21 protein-coding genes and 1 other RNA gene are annotated in these 17,062 nt (G+C 67.0%); 8 read left to right on the top strand and 14 right to left on the bottom strand.

The window, feature by feature from the left end:
• Positions 1 to 71: 71 nt before the first annotated feature.
• Positions 72 to 1,565, bottom strand: a complete 1,494-nt coding sequence (locus ACFVVI_RS25125) for an MFS transporter (RefSeq protein WP_387447129.1) — start codon at positions 1,563 to 1,565, stop codon at positions 72 to 74.
• 129 nt (positions 1,566 to 1,694) lie between these two features.
• Here ACFVVI_RS25125 and ACFVVI_RS25120 point away from each other — a divergent pair, with 129 nt between their 5' ends.
• From ACFVVI_RS25120 to ACFVVI_RS25105, 4 genes are all read left to right on the top strand, one after another.
• Positions 1,695 to 2,372: a TetR/AcrR family transcriptional regulator gene (locus tag ACFVVI_RS25120; protein ID WP_378991403.1), complete on the top strand. Its 678-nt coding sequence runs from the start codon at positions 1,695 to 1,697 to the stop codon at positions 2,370 to 2,372.
• Between the two features lie 57 nt (positions 2,373 to 2,429).
• A complete protein-coding gene (locus ACFVVI_RS25115) occupies positions 2,430 to 3,731 on the top strand; it encodes a D-arabinono-1,4-lactone oxidase (protein WP_387447128.1) in 1,302 nt (433 codons plus the stop codon).
• A 142-nt stretch (positions 3,732 to 3,873) separates the two neighbouring features.
• Complete coding sequence (locus tag ACFVVI_RS25110; protein WP_378991400.1) at positions 3,874 to 4,287, top strand: arsenate reductase ArsC; 414 nt, start codon at positions 3,874 to 3,876, stop codon at positions 4,285 to 4,287.
• 52 nt (positions 4,288 to 4,339) lie between these two features.
• Positions 4,340 to 4,738: a VOC family protein gene (locus ACFVVI_RS25105; protein ID WP_378633010.1), complete on the top strand. Its 399-nt coding sequence runs from the start codon at positions 4,340 to 4,342 to the stop codon at positions 4,736 to 4,738.
• On the opposite strand, the gene ACFVVI_RS25100 is transcribed toward ACFVVI_RS25105, so the two are convergent.
• Together ACFVVI_RS25100 and ACFVVI_RS25095 are read right to left on the bottom strand one after the other, a co-directional pair.
• A complete protein-coding gene (locus tag ACFVVI_RS25100; RefSeq protein ID WP_378991399.1) occupies positions 4,714 to 5,202 on the bottom strand; it encodes an NUDIX hydrolase in 489 nt (162 codons plus the stop codon). The two genes, ACFVVI_RS25105 and ACFVVI_RS25100, sit on opposite strands and share 25 nt — an antisense overlap.
• 124 nt (positions 5,203 to 5,326) lie before the next feature.
• On the bottom strand, positions 5,327 to 6,022 hold the full coding sequence (locus ACFVVI_RS25095; protein WP_387447126.1) for a helix-turn-helix domain-containing protein: 696 nt from the start codon (positions 6,020 to 6,022) through the stop codon (positions 5,327 to 5,329).
• 102 nt (positions 6,023 to 6,124) lie between these two features.
• Here ACFVVI_RS25095 and ACFVVI_RS25090 point away from each other — a divergent pair, with 102 nt between their 5' ends.
• Entirely contained in the window at positions 6,125 to 6,988 is an 864-nt protein-coding gene (locus ACFVVI_RS25090; protein ID WP_387447125.1) for a DUF1266 domain-containing protein, read from the top strand.
• Here ACFVVI_RS25090 and ACFVVI_RS25085 read toward each other — a convergent pair.
• Positions 6,966 to 7,853 (bottom strand): hypothetical protein, encoded by an 888-nt coding sequence (locus ACFVVI_RS25085; protein ID WP_378991396.1) that lies wholly within the window; start codon positions 7,851 to 7,853, stop codon positions 6,966 to 6,968. The two genes, ACFVVI_RS25090 and ACFVVI_RS25085, sit on opposite strands and share 23 nt — an antisense overlap.
• 72 nt (positions 7,854 to 7,925) lie before the next feature.
• Here ACFVVI_RS25085 and ACFVVI_RS25080 point away from each other — a divergent pair, with 72 nt between their 5' ends.
• The gene (locus ACFVVI_RS25080; RefSeq protein ID WP_378991395.1) at positions 7,926 to 8,174 is read left to right on the top strand and encodes a DUF5302 domain-containing protein; all 249 of its coding nucleotides are present in this window, start codon (positions 7,926 to 7,928) and stop codon (positions 8,172 to 8,174) included.
• Between the two features lie 91 nt (positions 8,175 to 8,265).
• Here ACFVVI_RS25080 and ACFVVI_RS25075 read toward each other — a convergent pair whose 3' ends face one another.
• The 7 genes from ACFVVI_RS25075 to ACFVVI_RS25045 all read right to left on the bottom strand — a co-directional run bounded on the left by ACFVVI_RS25075 (position 8,266) and on the right by ACFVVI_RS25045 (position 12,866).
• A complete protein-coding gene (locus ACFVVI_RS25075) occupies positions 8,266 to 9,327 on the bottom strand; it encodes a hypothetical protein (RefSeq protein ID WP_387447123.1) in 1,062 nt (353 codons plus the stop codon).
• 53 nt (positions 9,328 to 9,380) lie between these two features.
• Positions 9,381 to 9,989 (bottom strand): methyltransferase family protein, encoded by a 609-nt coding sequence (locus ACFVVI_RS25070; protein WP_387447121.1) that lies wholly within the window; start codon positions 9,987 to 9,989, stop codon positions 9,381 to 9,383.
• Between the two features lie 2 nt (positions 9,990 to 9,991).
• Positions 9,992 to 10,687 (bottom strand): cation transporter, encoded by a 696-nt coding sequence (locus ACFVVI_RS25065; RefSeq protein ID WP_387447119.1) that lies wholly within the window; start codon positions 10,685 to 10,687, stop codon positions 9,992 to 9,994.
• A complete protein-coding gene (locus tag ACFVVI_RS25060) occupies positions 10,687 to 11,016 on the bottom strand; it encodes an ArsR/SmtB family transcription factor (RefSeq protein WP_378991392.1) in 330 nt (109 codons plus the stop codon). The genes ACFVVI_RS25065 and ACFVVI_RS25060 overlap by 1 nt, the downstream gene beginning before the upstream one ends.
• Before the next feature lie 197 nt (positions 11,017 to 11,213).
• Positions 11,214 to 12,044, bottom strand: coding sequence for a helix-turn-helix domain-containing protein (locus ACFVVI_RS25055; RefSeq protein WP_387447117.1), 831 nt, complete (start codon positions 12,042 to 12,044; stop codon positions 11,214 to 11,216).
• Positions 12,041 to 12,556 carry a DUF6879 family protein gene (locus ACFVVI_RS25050; RefSeq protein ID WP_387447116.1) on the bottom strand — a complete coding sequence of 172 codons (516 nt, stop codon included), beginning with the start codon at positions 12,554 to 12,556 and terminating at the stop codon, positions 12,041 to 12,043. Before ACFVVI_RS25050 ends, ACFVVI_RS25055 begins: the two co-directional genes overlap by 4 nt.
• Positions 12,528 to 12,866, bottom strand: coding sequence for a hypothetical protein (locus ACFVVI_RS25045; RefSeq protein ID WP_378632983.1), 339 nt, complete (start codon positions 12,864 to 12,866; stop codon positions 12,528 to 12,530). Before ACFVVI_RS25045 ends, ACFVVI_RS25050 begins: the two co-directional genes overlap by 29 nt.
• 340 nt (positions 12,867 to 13,206) lie before the next feature.
• On the opposite strand from ACFVVI_RS25045, the gene ACFVVI_RS25040 reads away from it, so the two are divergent.
• Complete coding sequence (locus ACFVVI_RS25040) at positions 13,207 to 13,428, top strand: hypothetical protein (RefSeq protein ID WP_387447114.1); 222 nt, start codon at positions 13,207 to 13,209, stop codon at positions 13,426 to 13,428.
• 361 nt (positions 13,429 to 13,789) lie between these two features.
• On the opposite strand, the gene ssrA is transcribed toward ACFVVI_RS25040, so the two are convergent.
• Positions 13,790 to 14,162: a transfer-messenger RNA gene (ssrA, locus tag ACFVVI_RS25035) on the bottom strand.
• A 225-nt stretch (positions 14,163 to 14,387) separates the two neighbouring features.
• Here ssrA and ACFVVI_RS25030 point away from each other — a divergent pair.
• Positions 14,388 to 15,686: an ABC transporter substrate-binding protein gene (locus ACFVVI_RS25030; RefSeq protein ID WP_378991390.1), complete on the top strand. Its 1,299-nt coding sequence runs from the start codon at positions 14,388 to 14,390 to the stop codon at positions 15,684 to 15,686.
• Between the two features lie 4 nt (positions 15,687 to 15,690).
• Here ACFVVI_RS25030 and ACFVVI_RS25025 read toward each other — a convergent pair whose 3' ends face one another.
• Positions 15,691 to 16,554, bottom strand: coding sequence for an EamA family transporter (locus ACFVVI_RS25025; RefSeq protein ID WP_378991389.1), 864 nt, complete (start codon positions 16,552 to 16,554; stop codon positions 15,691 to 15,693).
• The gene (gene smpB, locus ACFVVI_RS25020) at positions 16,551 to 17,024 is read right to left on the bottom strand and encodes an SsrA-binding protein SmpB (RefSeq protein WP_378920812.1); all 474 of its coding nucleotides are present in this window, start codon (positions 17,022 to 17,024) and stop codon (positions 16,551 to 16,553) included. The genes ACFVVI_RS25025 and smpB overlap by 4 nt, the downstream gene beginning before the upstream one ends.
• Positions 17,025 to 17,062: the final 38 nt, after the last annotated feature.

Below are 17,062 nucleotides of genomic sequence, written 5' to 3'. Positions count from 1 at the left end.
GCCCGTACCGGCGAACGACGATGGCCCGAACCGATTGTCGGTTCGGGCCATCGCCGTTCAGTTCTGCGGGATCAGTGCGCCAGCACCGGTTCACCTTCGGCCGGGGCGGGCACCGTGTTCGGCATGATCGCCGCGATCACGATCGCGCCGAGCACGAAAGTGGCCGTCGCCCACCAGAAGCTGGTGGTGTAGCTCTCGATCGCGCCCTGCGCCATCGTGAGCGGGCCCGGCTGGTGCGAGGAAACGTAGTCGGTCATCGCCGAGGCCGCGATGGTGCTGAGCAGCGCGGTACCGATGGACCCACCGACCTGCTGGCTGGTGTTGACCATCGCCGAGGCGACGCCGGCGTCCTCGTGCTGCACGCCCGCCGTCGCACCCTGGAACGCGACCGACATCGCACCACCGAGGCCGAGGCCGAGCAGCACCAGCGCGGGCAGGATATGGGTGGCGTAGCCCGAGTCCAGACCGATCCGGGTGAGCCACAGCATGCCCGCGGCGGCGACCAGGAATCCACCGCTGATGACGATCTTGGGTCCGACCTTGGGCAGCAGCAGCGACGGCGCGGTGGTCGAGGAGACCACCATGCCCGCCACCATCGGCAGGAAGGCCAGGCCGGTCACGATCGGCGTGTACGCCAGGGTCAGCTGCATGTAGAAGGTGAGGAACAAGAAGATCGCGAACATGCCGATGCCCATGACGAACACGGTCAGGTACGACGCGCCACGGGTGCGGTCGGCGACGATGCGCAGCGGCAGCAACGGATGCGCGACCTTGGTCTCGATCCAGACGAAGGCCGCCAGCAGCACGGCGCCACCGATCAGGAAGGCCAGCGTGGTCGGGTCGCTCCAGCCGTTGGACTCGGCGTGCGAGAAGCCGTACACGATGCCGAACAGCGCGGCGGTGACGGTGACCGTGCCGTACCAGTCGAGCTTGGGACGCGAGGTCGACGTGTGCTTGGCCAGCAACAGCACGGCGCCGACGAGCGCGACAGCGGCGAAGATCAGGTTGACGTACATCGCCCAGCGCCACGACGCCCATTCGGTGAGCACGCCACCGAGCAGCAGGCCGATCGCACCACCGGCACCGGCGACGGCGCCGAAGATGCCGAACGCCTTGGACCGCTCACCGGGTTCGGAGAAGGTGACCGTGAGCAGTGAGAGCGCGGCGGGCGCGAGCAGCGCACCGAACACACCCTGGCCGACGCGGGCCGCGACGAGCATCTCGAAGCTGGAGGCCGCACCGCCGATGGCCGAGGCCACCGCGAAGCCGACGAGGCCGACGATGAAGGTGTTGCGGCGGCCGAACAGGTCGCTGAGCCTGCCGCCGAGCAGCAGGAGGCTGCCGAAGGCGAGGGCGTAGCCGGTGATGACCCACTGCCGGTCACCGTCGCCGAAGCCGAGGTCGGCCTGGGCCGCGGGCAGCGCGATATTGACGATCGTCGCATCGAGCACGACCATCAGCTGGGCGATGCCGAGTACGGCAAGCACCCACCAGCGCAGGGCGTGCGAGCCGCGGCGACCGGTATCCGCGGGGCTCTGCGGCCCCTTGTCGAGTGTGGTGGTCATAACTCCCCTAGTAGGTCTGCGGATGGTTTCAGGTGGCATAATCGGAGACACCGCCTCCGCTTCAATCGAAGCTACCAGAGTAACGGAGAAACAACCTCCACTTAATCCCCGGATTGATAGGATGTACTTGTGAATCACGCCACGACGACTGCCACACCACCCCGCAGATTGCGCGCCGACGCCGCACGCAATCAGCAACGCATCGTCGCGGCCGCCCGTGAGCTATTCGCCGACCACGGCCTCGAGATCACCCTCGACGACGTCGCCGAACGCGCGGGAGTCGGCGTCGGCACGGTGTACCGGCGCTTCGCGAACAAGAAGGAACTGATCGCCGAGGTCTTCGACCAGCACGTGAAGGACTTCGCCGACGCGGCCGACGCGGCCATGAGCAACCCGGACGCCTGGCTTGCGCTCGTCGAGTTCTTCGAGAGTGCGTGCAAACACCTGGCGACCAACCGCGGCTTCGGCGAGGTGATGCTCGAACTCGAGGAAGATCCGGCCCGTTTCGCCGAGTTGCGCGACCGGATCCAACCGGCGGTCGCGGGCATCATCGATCGTGCGCGCGCGGCGGGCGCGGTGGACCCCGATATCGCGACCACCGACTTCTTCGCGCTGATCCACATGGTCAATTCCCTCGCGGAGTTCGCGGCGCCGATCAATCCCGAAGTATGGCAACGGTATATGGCCATCGCACTCAACGGCGTCCGCACCGACGCGGTGCCGCGCAGGCCACTGCTGGTCGCGCCGATGACCAACGAGGAAGTCGAGCAGGCCAAGGCCGCCGGCTGCCTCGGACGTCGTCGCTGAGCCGAAACCTGCCCATCCAGTAGCGCGCGTCACAGTGCATCCTCTACTGTTGGACACATGACCAAGAGCACCTGGGTGAACTGGGCAGGCCAGCAGAGCTGCACACCCGCCGTCGTCGCCGCGCCGCGCGACGTCGAGGAACTGGCCGCGATCGTGACCGAATCGGCCGCCGCGGGGCGGACCGTGCGCGTCGCCGGGTCGGGACACTCGTTCACCGACGCCGTGCTCACCGACGGCACGCTGATCGAACTCAGCGGTCTGGACAAGGTTCTCGACGTCGACTCCGCCACCGGACGCGTGCGGGTGGAGGCCGGGATCTCGCTGCACGCGGCGAGCCCGCTGCTGCACGGACACGGCCTGGCCTTCCCCAATCTCGGCGACATCGATACACAGAGCCTCGCGGGCGCGACCGCCACCGCCACCCACGGCACCGGCGCCCGGCTGCGCAATATCTCGGCGGCACTGCACTCGGTGGAGGTGCTGCGCGCGGACGGCACCCGGGTGGAGCTCAACGAGCAGACCGACGCCGACGGCTGGAAGGCGGCGCGGGTCAGCGTCGGCGCGCTCGGCGTCGTCACCGCGGCCACCCTGCAACTCGAGCCGTCGTTCGTGCTGGAGTGCGTCGAGCGACCGGTACCGCTGGACGAGGTGCTCGCCGATATCGACGAATTCGCCGACGGCAGTGATCATTTCGAGTTCTTCGCGTTCCCGCACAGCGCCACGGCGATGACCAAGGCCATCGATCGCACGCAGGCACCGGCGCAGCCGCGCGGCACGATGCGCGAGTGGATCAACGACATCCTGATCGCCAACCATGTCTACGACGGCATGTGCAAGCTCGGTCGGCGAATTCCCGCCGCCATCCCCCTGATTCACCGCGCGGCCACGCTCGCCGGGAGCAACAACCGGCAGGTCGACCGTTCTTATCGCGTGTTCTCCACCCCGCGGCTGGTGAAGTTCAACGAGATGGAATACGCGATCCCGCGCGCGCACGCGGCCGAGGCGATTCGCGAGATCCTCGCGCTGGGAAGGCAATTCGGCACCCCGATGCCGATCGAGGTGCGCTGGGTCGCGCCCGACGACGCCTTCCTGTCCCCCGCGGGCGGACGCGACACCTGCTACATCGCGGTGCACCAGTATCAGGGCATGGTGTGGGAACCGTACTTCCGCGCGTGCGAGGCGGTCTTCGACGCCTACGACGGCAGGCCGCACTGGGGCAAACGCCACTTCCAGACCGCCGAGACACTGCGGCCGCGCTACCCCGACTGGGACCGGTTCACCGCGGTGCGACGCAGCTTCGACCCCACCGGTGTATTCGCCAACGACTACGTGCACCGGGTACTGGGCTCACTCGACTGACGTCCTCGCCGCGCGGACACTGCTCGGACAACCTGGTCGCCGGTTCGTCCACACCCACCCCCGCCGCAGCGCGCTGATGGAATGATGACGGGTGATATCCGAAGCGCCACAAGCACTTCGCCCCTGCGCCGAAAGGGCGACCATGGCCCACACTCCCAGCGTGTTGTTCGTCTGCGTCCACAACGCGGGCCGATCACAGATGGCGGCGGGTCTCCTGCGCGCCATGGCCGGTGACCGGATCGAGGTGCGCACCGCGGGCAGCGAACCGGCCGCCGCGCTGAACCCCGCCGCGGTGGTGGCCATGGCCGAGATCGGGATCGATATCGCGGGCGCACGGCCTGCCGCGCTCACCGACGATGTCGTCGGGCTCTCGGATGTGGTGGTCACGATGGGATGCGGCGAGGTGTGCCCGTATTTTCCGGGGATCAGCTATCGCGACTGGGTGCTGTCGGATCCGGCGGGTCAGCCCATCGAGGTGGTGCGCGGCATTCGCGACCACCTGCAGATCCTGATCGGCAATCTGATCGCCGAACTGCTGCCGGTACCCGCCCGCTGACACGTCCGATTCGTTCAAGACGCACCCACGATCGAGTGTTTACGCTGCGAATATGACTCCACAGCTTGATGTCGTGTCCGTTGTAGTTTCCGATATGGCCGCTTCGGTGGCCTTCTACCGCAGGCTGGGACTGGTCTTCCCGGACGGCGCCGAAGCCGAGGGCCATGCCGAGGCCGTGATCGGCGGTGGCCTTCGGCTGGCACTGGACACCGAGGCGACGATTGCCTCCTTCGCGCCCGATTGGCAGCCGCCGACCGGTCCCGGCCGCAGCAGTCTCGCGTTCCGATGCGCCGATCCGGCCGAGGTCGACAAGCTCTACGCCGAGCTCGTCGACGCCGGCCATCACGGCGAACTCCCACCGTGGGATGCCTTCTGGGGTCAGCGCTACGCCTCGCTCGCCGACCCCGACGGGCACGGAATCGACCTCTACGCGCCGTTGCCCGCCGAATAGGACGACCAGTCGTGGGGGTCGCGCTGACGCTGCTGATAGCGGCCGAGCATCTCGCGGACCTCGTCGCTGACCGGGGGTTCTCCGGTGAGCCTGGTCCACAGGTGCGCGTCGTGGTCGGTGAGCGTCACCGGTCCCGACGCGGCCACGTCGACGACGAAGGTGAACTGCCTGGTGCGGGCGCCCGCACCGGTCAGGTAGTCGAAATCGCCGAGGTAGTCGCTGACTCCGGTGACCTGCAGCCCGGTTTCCTCCGCGACTTCGCGGGCCAGCGCTTCGTCGAGTGCCTCACCCGGCTCGACGACGCCGCTGGGCAACTCCCACCGGCCACCCAGGAAATCCGATCGTCGGCGGCGCAGAATGAGCACTCGCTGATGGCGGACGACGACCGCGCCGACGACAAGCCGGCGGATTTCGTCTCGTTCTGCCTCGATACGGAGCGTGGAGTACACGGATTCGTCGATCATCAGGTCACATCCTCTCGTCGGTGTTCGGACTGGACTGAGCACTTGCGACGGGGCGTGCACTAGTGAGCCTAAACCTTCCGTCACGCTGTGCCGAATGAGACTTTCCGGGCGGTGAGACGCCCGGTCAGCGGGTTTGCAGAGTACTTACCGAGCATCCAGCCAGGTCACGGACCTCTCGGGACAGGTGCGCCTGGTCGGCGAAGCCGGTCACGGCGGCGATGTGTGCCGCCGGAATTCCGGTGCGAAGCGCGGCGAGCGCTCGTTGAAATCGCAGAATACGAGCCAACATCTTGGGTCCGTAACCGAAGGCGAACAGGGAACGCCGGTGCAGCATCCGGGCCGACATGCTCGTCCGAGCGGCGGTTTCGGCGACCGTCGCGCCCGCCGAGAGAGCATCGACGACAGCGGTGAGCGCCGGATCGGCAGGGCCGTTGTCGGCGGCGAATCGTAATGCGATCGCTTCCAGGGCAGCAACGCGGTCGGGCGCGTTGTCGAGGCGATCGACGAGTTCGCGGGTGGTGCGCGACGGTGCGATCTCGGCCAGATCGACCCGCTGGTTCAGCAGTTCTACCGCCGGAACCCCGAGCAACGTGGGCGCGCTGCCCGGCGCGAATCTGACGCCGACGAATTCTCGCGCCCGCGCGGTCGGTGCGAGAAACGCGCGGCTGTCCGGACCCGCCACCATCAGCGTGCCCTCGGTCCAGATCAGATCCATGCAACCGTCGGGGAACACCGTGACGGGACCGGTGGCGGCGGGCATGGTTCGCGACCAGACCACCGCTCGGTCCAGCCGTGATTCGCGTTCCCGGTATTCGGCCACACTTCGACGGTAGTCCCGCCCACCGACAGGTAGCTGCCGCACCATGATCACCCGGTCCGTAAGATCTGACGGCACGACGTTCGGCTCGGCAGAGGGGTGCCAATGCAACCGACAGCATCAGTGCGGGGTGGACGGCCGCGGGTGGCGGGATTTCCCGGTGCGGACATAGATATCGAGCCGGACATCTGGTCGGGGGCGTTCGTCGACGACGACCGGATCAGGGCGCTGGCTGTCGGTGCGTATTACGGGCGCAGCTGGGGCGCGCAATGCGACGGCGTCGCGTTCCTCCCGGAGGAGCCCGACAGCGCGTCGACGCGGCGGGAGACCGCGATCGAAGGACTGCACGAGTCGTGGGGCGTCGACAACGCCGAGGACGCCCACGACACCGTGCGGCGGCTGCTGGCCGGGATGCACGCGCCGCTGTTCGAACTCGTTCATCCGCTCGCCGTCATGGCCGCGACCGACACCGGCCGGGTCGATCGGTCGGGATTGGCCGACGAGCATCGCGAATTCCTGCACACCCTTTCGGGTTTCCGTGGCTATCGCGGGCCCGCCGGGATCGATCGCGACTACGACGCCTGGCTACAGGCCATCAAACTCGGCATCACCGACAGCCTGCCGACGCCGCTGCAGATCGACGCCACCGCATGGGATCTGGCACGGCTGGTGTTCATCGCCCGCGCCGCGTGCACGGCCGGATACCTGACCGAGGACGAGGCGTGGGAACACATGCTGACCGGGCTGGATCGGGCGCGTCAGCACTATCGCAACTGGCGCCAGTTCGGCGACGGGTTCCTCACCGGTGCGATCTTCTGGGCGGCCACGCAAGATCTGTCGGCCGCGAAAAGCCAAGTGGCCGAACGTAGGCGGATGATCGCGGGGCTGCACCTTCGACCGTCGAGTCCGTGGCGGCGGGTGTCGCTGCATCCGGGTGCGCCGGTGTTCAGCCCGGCATCGTCAGCATGATGCCGACGGCTTGACGGCGGAACGGATCGTCGTCGACCATGCCCAGTTTGCGGCGTTCCACCAGCAGTTGCCATTCGCCGAAGAGGTCGGCCGAGCAGGGCATCGACTGGGTGATGGATCCGTCGACGTGCTCGATCTCGCAGGCCAGACGCACGGCCTCGGTGATGCGCGTGAAGTCGGCGGGTTCCCAGTCGACGAAATCGAGGTCGGCGCCCGCTCCCGAGATCCGCAGCGTCGCGACCTGTCCGGGGGCGGTGAGCACTTCGGCGCCGGTGAGGACCGAGACCGGAAATTCGTAGACCGCCCACGCGGACACGAACAGCAGGCGCAGCGTGGTGATCGCGACCAGGCCGGGAGCGCCCTCGTGGCCCGCCTGGGCCAGTTCGAGAACGTACTCGTCGGGCCGGGCGCAGCCGTGCAGGATGTCGATCTCGCGTAAGGAGTTGCCCGCGTGCCGCATTCGGCGTGCGGCCGCCGTGACATCGGGGCGCTGCGGGCCGTTCGAACCCGGCACCGAGTGCGGTGGAACGAGATTCGGGCGGGGCGGGAACACCCTGCGTAGGCTGACCAGGTCGCGTTCGACCGCCCTGATCAGCGCCTGCGCCTGTTCGCGTAGGCCGGTTTCGAGGAACACCGGCACCGGATGACGATCGGTCGGCGCACCGTTCACCACGAACTGCGCCGACCGGAAGAACAGCAGCAACGCCATCTGCCCGTCGTCGGTGTTCGCGAGCGCGATCCTGCCCAGTTCGGCCACCCCGACGTCGAGCGCGATCTCGTTGTCGGCGCGCAGCGGCGTCGTCACCAACCGCCCGTCCGCATACCGGACCGCGACTCGCGCACCCCATACTTCGATCAAAGCCACGTCCCTCCTGGCCTGCCCCGCATCGGTGGATCCTACCGAGGGGCCGTCGCGGGCGGGGCGATGGTCCTGCCGATGGTGTTCGAAGCCGCGCCGAGGTGGCAGGCTGTACGCATGCCCGATGAACAGGAAGTCTCCGCCGAACAGTCCGCGGACGCGATCGAAACCCCGGCGGAGGCGACGAAGCGGAGGTTCCGCGAGGCGCTCGAGCGGAAGAACGGCCACTCCTCCGCGGGTGGAGCCGCCCAGAATTCCGCCAAAGTGCGTGGGACGCATGCGCAGGCGGGCGGGAAGCGCACCTTCCGCCGTCGCGCCGGCGGATAGTTTTCGCTCCGGGACGCGACTGTCCTTCCGTGATCAGCCCTGCTCCGCTGGCAATAATTCTGCGGCGCAGGGCTTTTCAGTGGAGTGGGAGCTACTGCAAGCGGGAGGTATCTGCGTCAGCTTCGGTTCGGACAGCGTTCTCGAAGACGGCGCCGCTGTCGGCTTCGCTGAAAACCAGCCAGCAGCCCCGGATGGCGCCCAGTAGGTCCTCGAGCAGATCGATGGCGGGGCGAGTGGGGTCGAGGCGGCAGATGCGGTAGCCGTCGGTCCAGTCGTCGAGATCGTCGTCCTCGTCGTCACGTTCCTCGATTTCCTGCGCGGCTTCGATGATGCCGTCCAGGTCGCGGACCTTGCCCTCGGAGACGGCGATGGCATCGGCGATGAGGTCGACCACCACCTGGGTGGGCGTCTCCCCCGCGCCGAGGCGTTCCAGGACCACGGTCGGCGTCTCGACCTGGAGTGCTTCGATGTCGTCCGCCTCGGCGACCACGTCCACCGGCTCGAGGCCCGTGACCTCGCCTGCCACCGTCGCCGCGGCCCGCAGCCAGTGCGCCGCGGCGACCGAGGCGGCGGCGGGGTCCAGTTCGGTGAACAGGTCGATCGTGCCCAAGGGATTGGCCCGGAGCAGGGTGTCCGCCGCGTGCACCTGCACCGGGGAGATCTCCGGGCGGGTGAGTTCGACGGCCTGCCTGGCTCGACCTGCCAGATCGCCCAGTTCCGCGGCCGTGATCGCCGCCTGCTCGGTGAGCACCTCGTTCACCACCCGGTCGACCAGGCTCGCGTCACCGATCGCATGGAGCACACGGCCCACATGGTGCGCGGATTCCTCGATGGGGCTGTAGAAGACCAGCATGCATCCGTCGTCGTCGGGCAGATTGGGGGTGCGCAGCGCGGCTTCGACCTTCGCGAAGCGATTGCGCTCCTCCGCCCGCCGCCACGCTTCCCCGTTCACGACATCGGGATCACCGGCGGCGGTCGCCGGATGGGTGTAGGTCCGCCACTGGAACCGCGCCAGACTCGCCAACGCCGCGGCCAGCTCCACGCCGTGCTCGGCGCCTGGCACCTCGGCGATCGTCTCGGCGACGTCACCGCGACCGGTCCCCCAGGTGGCGACCAGCGTTCCCGCCCCCGAGTCGTATGCATACCGCGTCATTCGCTCAGTTCTACGTGGCCCACCCGCACCACCCGTCACCAGGGTCTACCGGATCAGAGTGGAGCCCGTCCGAGGCCGGGGACGAACCGTCCCGTCGCCGCGAGGTAGGCACGGTAGTTCGCGCCGTGGACCCGCGTCAGATAGGGCTCTTCGACCGCCCGTACCTGCAGCTCGATCGTCACCAGCAACAGTGCGAACGCGACGATCGCGACAGCGTTCGGGATGATCAGCGTGACGCCGCCCGCGAAGACGAGCATCGCGGTGAAGATCGGGTTGCGAACCAGACCGAACACCCCGGTGTCGACCAACCTCGTCGTCTCACCGGGATCGACTCCGATGCGCCACGATTCGCCCATCTCGATCTGCGCGTACAGCGTTGCCGCGATACCCGCGACGGCGAGCACGAATCCGGCCGTCTGAATCGGCATCGCGGACAGCGCCGCGATCGGGGCTACGACACCGGCCAGCTGCAGCACCGACGATGCCGTGCCGACCACGATCGCGGCGACGAAACCGACGCCGGCGAGCCATTCGATCGAGCCGGGCCGTCCGCTGATGCCGTGGAAACCGGTCGAACCCGTGGCCTGATACTGACGCCAACTGCGCCAGCCGAAGCCGAGCAGGCCGAAAACCAGGTACAGAACCAGTGCGCAGATCGCCATCATCATGGGTTCCCTCGATCGTCGTTGTCACAGCAGCCGCGGTGACCGACATCGGTGGACATCGTCGCGCAGCAGGTTTCGCCCTTCCAGGCGTTGATTCCTTCGTTGACCGCGATCACCGCGATCACCAGCGCCGCGAGCGGATCAGCCCACGACCAGCCGAACAGGCTGTTGAGCAGCAGGCCGACCAGCAACACGGCCGAGAGATAGGTGCACAGCAGGGTTTGCTTGGAATCGGCCACGGCGGAGGCGGACCCGAGCTCGCGCCCCGCCCTCCGCTGCGCGGCGGACAACACCGGCATGATCACCAGACTCGCGGCCGCCAGCCCGATCCCGACCGTCGAATGCCGTGCCTCACCGACCCCGAGCAGCGAACGGACGGCGTCGACAGCGACATAGCCGGCCAAGGCGAAGAACGAGAACGCGATGACCCGCAGCGCCACCTTCTCCCGCGCCTGCGGATCGCGCCCGGCGAACTGCCACGCCACCGCGGCCGCTGAGGACACCTCGATCACCGAGTCGAGACCGAACCCGATCAGCGCGGACGAGGACACCCGCGCGCCTTCGCTCAGCGCGACGATCGCCTCGACCACGTTGTAGCTGATAGTCGCCGCGACCAACCACCGAATCCGCGTCGTCAGCACCGCCTCGCGCACCGAACTCGGCGCGATCAGCGCGGGCATCCCGATCGACTCCATCAGCAGCAGCCCTCCGATTCCGCCGCCGGGCAGCAGGCTGGATCAACGGCGAGCACCAGGCCGACCAGATCGTCCAACGCCCGCCCGATCCGCGGATCCGCCAGCTCATACCGGCTGCGCCGCCCCTCGGGAACCGCGACGACCAAACCACATCCACGCAGGCAGGCCAAGTGATTGGACAGAATCTGCCGCGAGACACCGATCGCTTCGGCCAGCTCCGACGGGTAGCCGGGTTCCTTCCGCAGACTCAGCAGGATCTTGGTTCTGGTCGAGTCCGAGAGGGCGTAGCCGAATCGGGACAGCGCGTCGGTCTGCACCGTGGATTCCATACCTCAGACGATACATCAGAATCTGTATTCAGAATAGGATGTACTGATGGTCCCGCTGAGCGGACACGAAAAGGACCCCCACCTGTTGTCAGGTGGGGGCCTCTAGTGGAGCTACCGGAAATCAAACCCGGGCCCCTTCGCCGCGTCACACATCCGCCAACTTTCTGACCTGCGGTTGCTTTCCGATCGGGGTGGCTTCACAGCCGTGCTTCCATCGCCCGGCGGATGAGCAACCGGGCATGGTCCCCCGTGGCGGCCTGGCGGGCGAGCGCGTCGAACGCGCGAAGGTAGATCAGGATCTCGCGGGGCTGGGTCACCCGCAGTTCCGCCGTGATCGCTTCGACCGTGGCGAGTCGCTGATCGAACAGGACGAAGTTCGTTGCCTGGATCGGCATCTCGGCTGTCGCGGGGATGATGCCCAGCAGAACCCTGGACAAGCCCGCGACAGCAAGCAGGCGGTCCAGTTGTCCGACCATGACCGCGTCGTCGCCGACCGTGGTGTGCAGCGCCTGTTCGGCGATGAGGATGTGGAACTTCCGCCGACCCGAGTACAAGAGCTGTTGGCGTTCGATCCGTGCGGCGACACCCTGGTCTACGTCGTCGGGAGTCCGATGAAACTCGACGTAGCGGCGAAGAACGGCGGTCGCGTAATCCGCTGTTTGCAAAATGCCGGGGATGATCTGCGGTTGGAAGATCCGGATCATCTCGGTCGACTCGGCTAGGCGGATGTTCGCCTTCTGCTGCCGGTGGGTGCCGGTGCCCAGGACCTTGCGCCACTCGGTGTACGCGGTCTCGAGGTTGTGCAGGGTCGCCAGCAGATCGGCGAGTTGGTCGAGGGTGCCGGTGTGGGCGCAATAGGCGCGTAGGTCGTCGGATGACGGTGTCTGTCGGCCGTTCTCGATCTTCGAGACCTTCGCCTCGCCCCAACCGGCGAGGTCAGCCAGGGCGCGGCCAGTAATGCCTGCTGTACGGCGAAGCTCCCGGAGCCTGGCCCCGAGAGCTTCCCGCGCGTCTGCGGGATTGGTCACCCGGCGAACTCTCCGAACGGAACAGCCACGTTCCACAGCCGGTCACGAGTCGCGACGAAATGATCGACTACGGCCGAGTCGGTGGTGACCGCCAAGCCTGCCGGGGCTCCGCGTTCGTCGGTCAGGTTGTAGACGACCCGCTCGTCATCGAACAGCCACGCATCATCCGGCGGGATCTCTCCGGCGTCGTGACGTGGCACGTACCGGATGTTTTCGCCCGCTTCGACGTTGTGGCCGGTGACCGACAGCAACCATCGCTGATAGTCCGACAGCGGTGTGGTGACCACCCGGACACGGCTCACGCTCACGCCGCGTTCGGTCGTTTCCCGCATAAGCGCCTGCCACGGTGTCGCGGTGTAGGGCGCTGGCTCACCAGCGAGGAACGCACGCAGACGTTCGTCCTCGTCGGCGACGAAATAGGTGTCTCGGCACTCGAAATGGAACGCTGACCGCTTGGTTTCCCGGAACAGTCCGGGCCACAGGTCAGGCTCGTCGTTGGGCCGATAGCGCACCGTAAAAGGTCCTTTCGAGCTTGGGGACCTCGATAGCCGACTCGTCGGCGGCGAGGTTCATCTGTGCGAGCGTTTCCGGGTCGGTAATCGGTCGGCCGGTCAGGGTGAACGTGCCCCTACCGCTGTCGGCCATCGGTACCCCGACGTAGGTATCTGGTTGGGCGAAACCTAGGAGCAAGTGCGGGATTTCGACGGTTTCCGGTGAGTCCGTCTGCCATCCCTGCACCGCGTAGGTGCCGCTGTCGGTGGCGAACAGTGTCGGGCAGCCGCCCGAGTCGCTGCCGCCGTTGCCGAGGAACGTTAGGCGCATATCGCTACCCCCTGGTGAGAACTTGCGCGAGCTTTCCCGTACTCCCACATCGTCCCACCGTGTCACACAGGTTGTCGCCTGTTCAGACCAGTTGGAGCAAGTTCAAGAAAGTTCCTGTCCAGGCGGTTGTACAAACCCATACCGTCAGCTCCAACGCTCCCGGCGGGTTTGAACTAAGAGTCCCGCCGGGAGTGAATCCCGAAGCGCACCAGGAGGCCGCGATGCTCCCGCAGTGGACACCCAGAACCGAACGCCCGCACCCGATCAACGTTGCGCCACCGAGCGTGATCGGGCGACTGCTCGCAGCGCTCGAGGCGTGGCCGACGAACAAGCAGCCCTCATGACCAGCCAGACGAAGGCCCAGCTTGCCGACCTGACCGAACGCGCCGCACGCCGGTCGATGACCATCACATCCACCCCGGAAGGCTGGCAACTCGCCTCGGCTTGGAGAGTGGTTGTTGTGGGTGACGTGGACGCCGTCGCCGCATGGTTGAGCGCCGCAGAAACCTACGACCGCCGCCCCCGGCAGTACTTCCCGGCCGGATGCCAGGCGGACACGTGATCGTGATCGGGTGGGCGATCGTGATCGGCCTACCAGCCATCGTGTTCGTCGCAGCCGTGTGGCCAAAGCGCGACCAGTGAACATAGGTCTTGTTCGGCCACCCGAAGCGTGTGTGCGCCGATACCCTGAGCACTCAGTATCAGGGGCGTCATCGTCACCGTGGATAACAGCCGTTGTCCTACCGATCCTTAACGTTCTACTTCGATGAGCTGATCCAGACAGCCGAGTGCGTGATTCTCGCCGTGGTACTGGGGAGACTTGCTGCCGCAGGATGTGGGCAAACTGTGGGCAGCAGGCTGAATCTGCCCGTACTCAGCGCATAAAAAAAGTCCCTGACCTGCGTTACAGGCCAGAGACTCTTTGGTGGAGCTGCCGGGAATCGAACCCGGGTCCTCCGCCGCGTCTTCAGGGCTTCTCCGTGTGCAGTTCGCTGTGTCTCTGCTCGGATCTCCAAGTCTCGCGAACAAGCCTGGATGACGATCCCAGTCGCTGTTAGATGTCCCATCCGACTCCGCGACCGAGCCGAACGGTAATTCCCTCTAGCTGATGCCAGTACCCGGGTCGAGGGACGAACCCGGACTGACAGAGACGACCTGGCTACTTAGGCAGCGAGGGCGTACTCGCGCTGATTGGAATCGGCGCTTAATTGGTTGCAGCGACGCTTACGGTGGTCTCTTGCCTGCACCGACACGCTTCCCCTGAATCAACGTACGCAGTCGAAACCGTTCAGCCCCGTACGTGCCCGCACCGTGCGGGCTAGTCATATTAACACCGGCGCGACGTGAGATCTTCCCATTATTTCTGCCAGCTCGCGGTGTCGCCGGAGTGATCTTGTAGCGAACCCCACCAGATGGCCTCGGCGAATCCGGGTGGGGCTGCCGGTGGTGACGGGTACTGTTCTCGTTCGGCCGCCCCGGAACGGTCAAATGTCCTGGGCGACTGGAGCAAGGAGTTATCTCATGGCATTCACCAGTCACCGTGGACTGCGCCGATTCGCGGCGATCCCGGCTGTTGCGAGTCTCGTGCTGGCCGCGGCCTGCTCGTCGGGCGAGTCCACCGCCGCGCCGGGCGTCACCAGCACGCCCTGTCCCGGTTCGCCGAACACCGATAACGGCTGCATCTATCTCGGGGTGCTCTCGGATCTGGCGAACGGGCCGTTCACCCCGCTCGGTGCCTCGATGAACGACGGTCAGATGGCGTTCTGGAAGCAGGTGAACGCGGCGGGCGGCATCGGCGGCTACGACATCGACATCAGCACCTACACCCGCAACACCTCCTACGATCCGCGCACCCATCGCAGCGCGTACGAGGAGATCGAGCCGAACGTGCTCGCGTTGTCGATGAGTTTCGGGACCGCGCAAACCGTCGCGATGCTGAACCAGATGGACGCCGACGACATGGTGAGCACCGCGGCCACCCAGTGGTCGGGCTGGAACTATCGCAGCGCCGACCGCAATCTGGTGCTCAGCGCGGGCTACTCCTACTGCACCGAAGCGGTGACCGGCCTCGACTGGTTCGCCGAAACCCATTACGCGCCGCGCAATATCGCCGTGGTCGCCTATCGCGGCAACTACGGCGGCGACTACGCCAGCGGCGCGCTGAAGTGGGCGCTGGCCAACGACGCCACCATCGCCGATCGCATCGACACCGGACCCAATGCCGAGGTCGGCAACCAGGACGGTCCCGTGGCGGAGATCCTGGCCGCCGCGCCGGACCTGGTGATGCTGGCCACCGGACCCGCCGAGACCGCGGAGATCGTGGGCAAGCTGGTGAAGTCGGGTTTCACCGGGCGATTCCTCGGCTCGCTACCCACCTGGAACGCGGCACTGCTGCAATCGGCGGCCGCGCCGGCGCTGACCGCGCTCTACAACTACACGACCCCGGTCGACAGCTGGGCCGGCGACAGCGTGGGCGCCAAGCACGCCCGCGACGCGATCACCGGCGAACCGGCCAACTTCGGCTATTCGCTGGGCTGGGCGATCACCTATCCACTCAAAGCCCTGCTCACCGCCGCGGCGGCGAACGGCGAACTCACCCGCGCCGGCCTGCGCCGCAGCGTCGGCGCGATGAAACCCGACGGTGAGGGCATGGTCGTGATCCATCCGGCGGGGGCGGCCGAACCGGATCTGGAGACGGAGTGGTCGGCGGTGTTCGAACCGGACCGGGAGGCGCCGATGGGCGCCAGAGCGGTGAGTGTCGGCTACCAGGGCAAGACGCTGGGTCGACTCAACCTGCACGAGCCCTGCACCCGGTTGTAGGGAATCAGCTCGCGGCGATCATGGCGACCGCCGTGAGCGCGAGCACCATACCGACCTTCTGGGTGGCGCTGATGCGCTCGCCGAGCAGGACCATCGCCAGCAACACGGTCGCCGCCGGATACAGCGAGCCGATCACGCTCACCACCGACAGCATCGCGCCGTGGAAGGCGTAGAGCAGCGCGGCATTGGCGATCACATCGAGCACGCCGACCGCCAGTGCCAGGCGCAGTGGTTCACCGTGCAGTCCGCGGAATTCGCCTGCCGCCAGCGCCGATGTCCACACGACCGCGGTTGCCGCCACCCGCTGGGCGAGCAGGGGCCACAGTCCCGCGCTCGCACTGGTTTCGTGCAGGAAGTAGAACGCGAAACCGAACGCGGCACCCGACCCGATCGTGAGGAGCGCGACCCGGCGGGTGAAACGCAGTTGCCTGCCGCCGGTGATCTCCTCGGTGGTTTCGTCGGGTGCCTCCCGGCTCACGAGCACCACCGCGACCAGGGCGACGGCGATGCCCGCGATCGCGATCGCGCCGGGCCGTTCGCCGAGAAAGAACCCGGCGATCACCGGGATGCCCGCGACCAGCACCGCGGTCAGCGGCGACACCACCGACATGGGACCGTCGGCGAGCGCGGCGTAGAACCACCACACCGCCAGGCCACTGGCCACACCGGCGGCCAGGCCCCACAGCACGGACGCGGTGTCGGCATGCCCGCCCACCAGTGGCGCGATCAGCAAGACCAGCAGCACGGAAAACGGATACGACACCACAACCACACGCAGCGCCGTGACCCTGCGCGCGGCGATCCCGCCGAAGAAGTCGCTGACTCCGTAGCCCGCCGCCGCGACGAGGGCGAGCACCACGGAGATCAACGCATGCCTTTGACCCGCCGACCTATTTCACGGGTGACCTCACGCTCGGCCTGCTTGCGGGCCAGATCCTGACGCTTGTCGTAGTCCTGCTTGCCCTTGGCGAGGGCGAGCTCCACCTTCACCTTGCCGTCGGAGAAGTACATCGACAGCGGCACCAGCGTCTGGTTGCCCTCGCGCGACTTGCCGACCAGGTGCTCGATCTCACGCTTGTGCAGCAGCAGCTTGCGGGTGCGGCGCGGGGAATGATTGGTCCAGGTGCCGTGGCTGAACTCCGGGATGTGCAGCCCGCGCAACCAGACCTCGCCGTGGTCGACGGTCGCGAAGGCGTCGACCAGCGAAGCCTTGCCCTCACGCAGGCTCTTCACCTCGGTGCCGACCAGCGCGATCCCCGCCTCATAGACGTCGAGGATCGTGTAGTTGTGCCGCGCCCGGCGGTTGGTCGCGATGACCTTGCGCCCCTTTTCCTTCATAACGGTCAACTGTAAGTGACGGCGCCAGCCCTTTATTC

Source organism: Nocardia sp. NPDC058114 (assembly GCF_042884695.1).
Classification (GTDB): domain Bacteria; phylum Actinomycetota; class Actinomycetes; order Mycobacteriales; family Mycobacteriaceae; genus Nocardia.
Note: the sequence above shows the minus strand (reverse complement) of the source record. Positions and strands in the feature narration are given on the sequence as shown.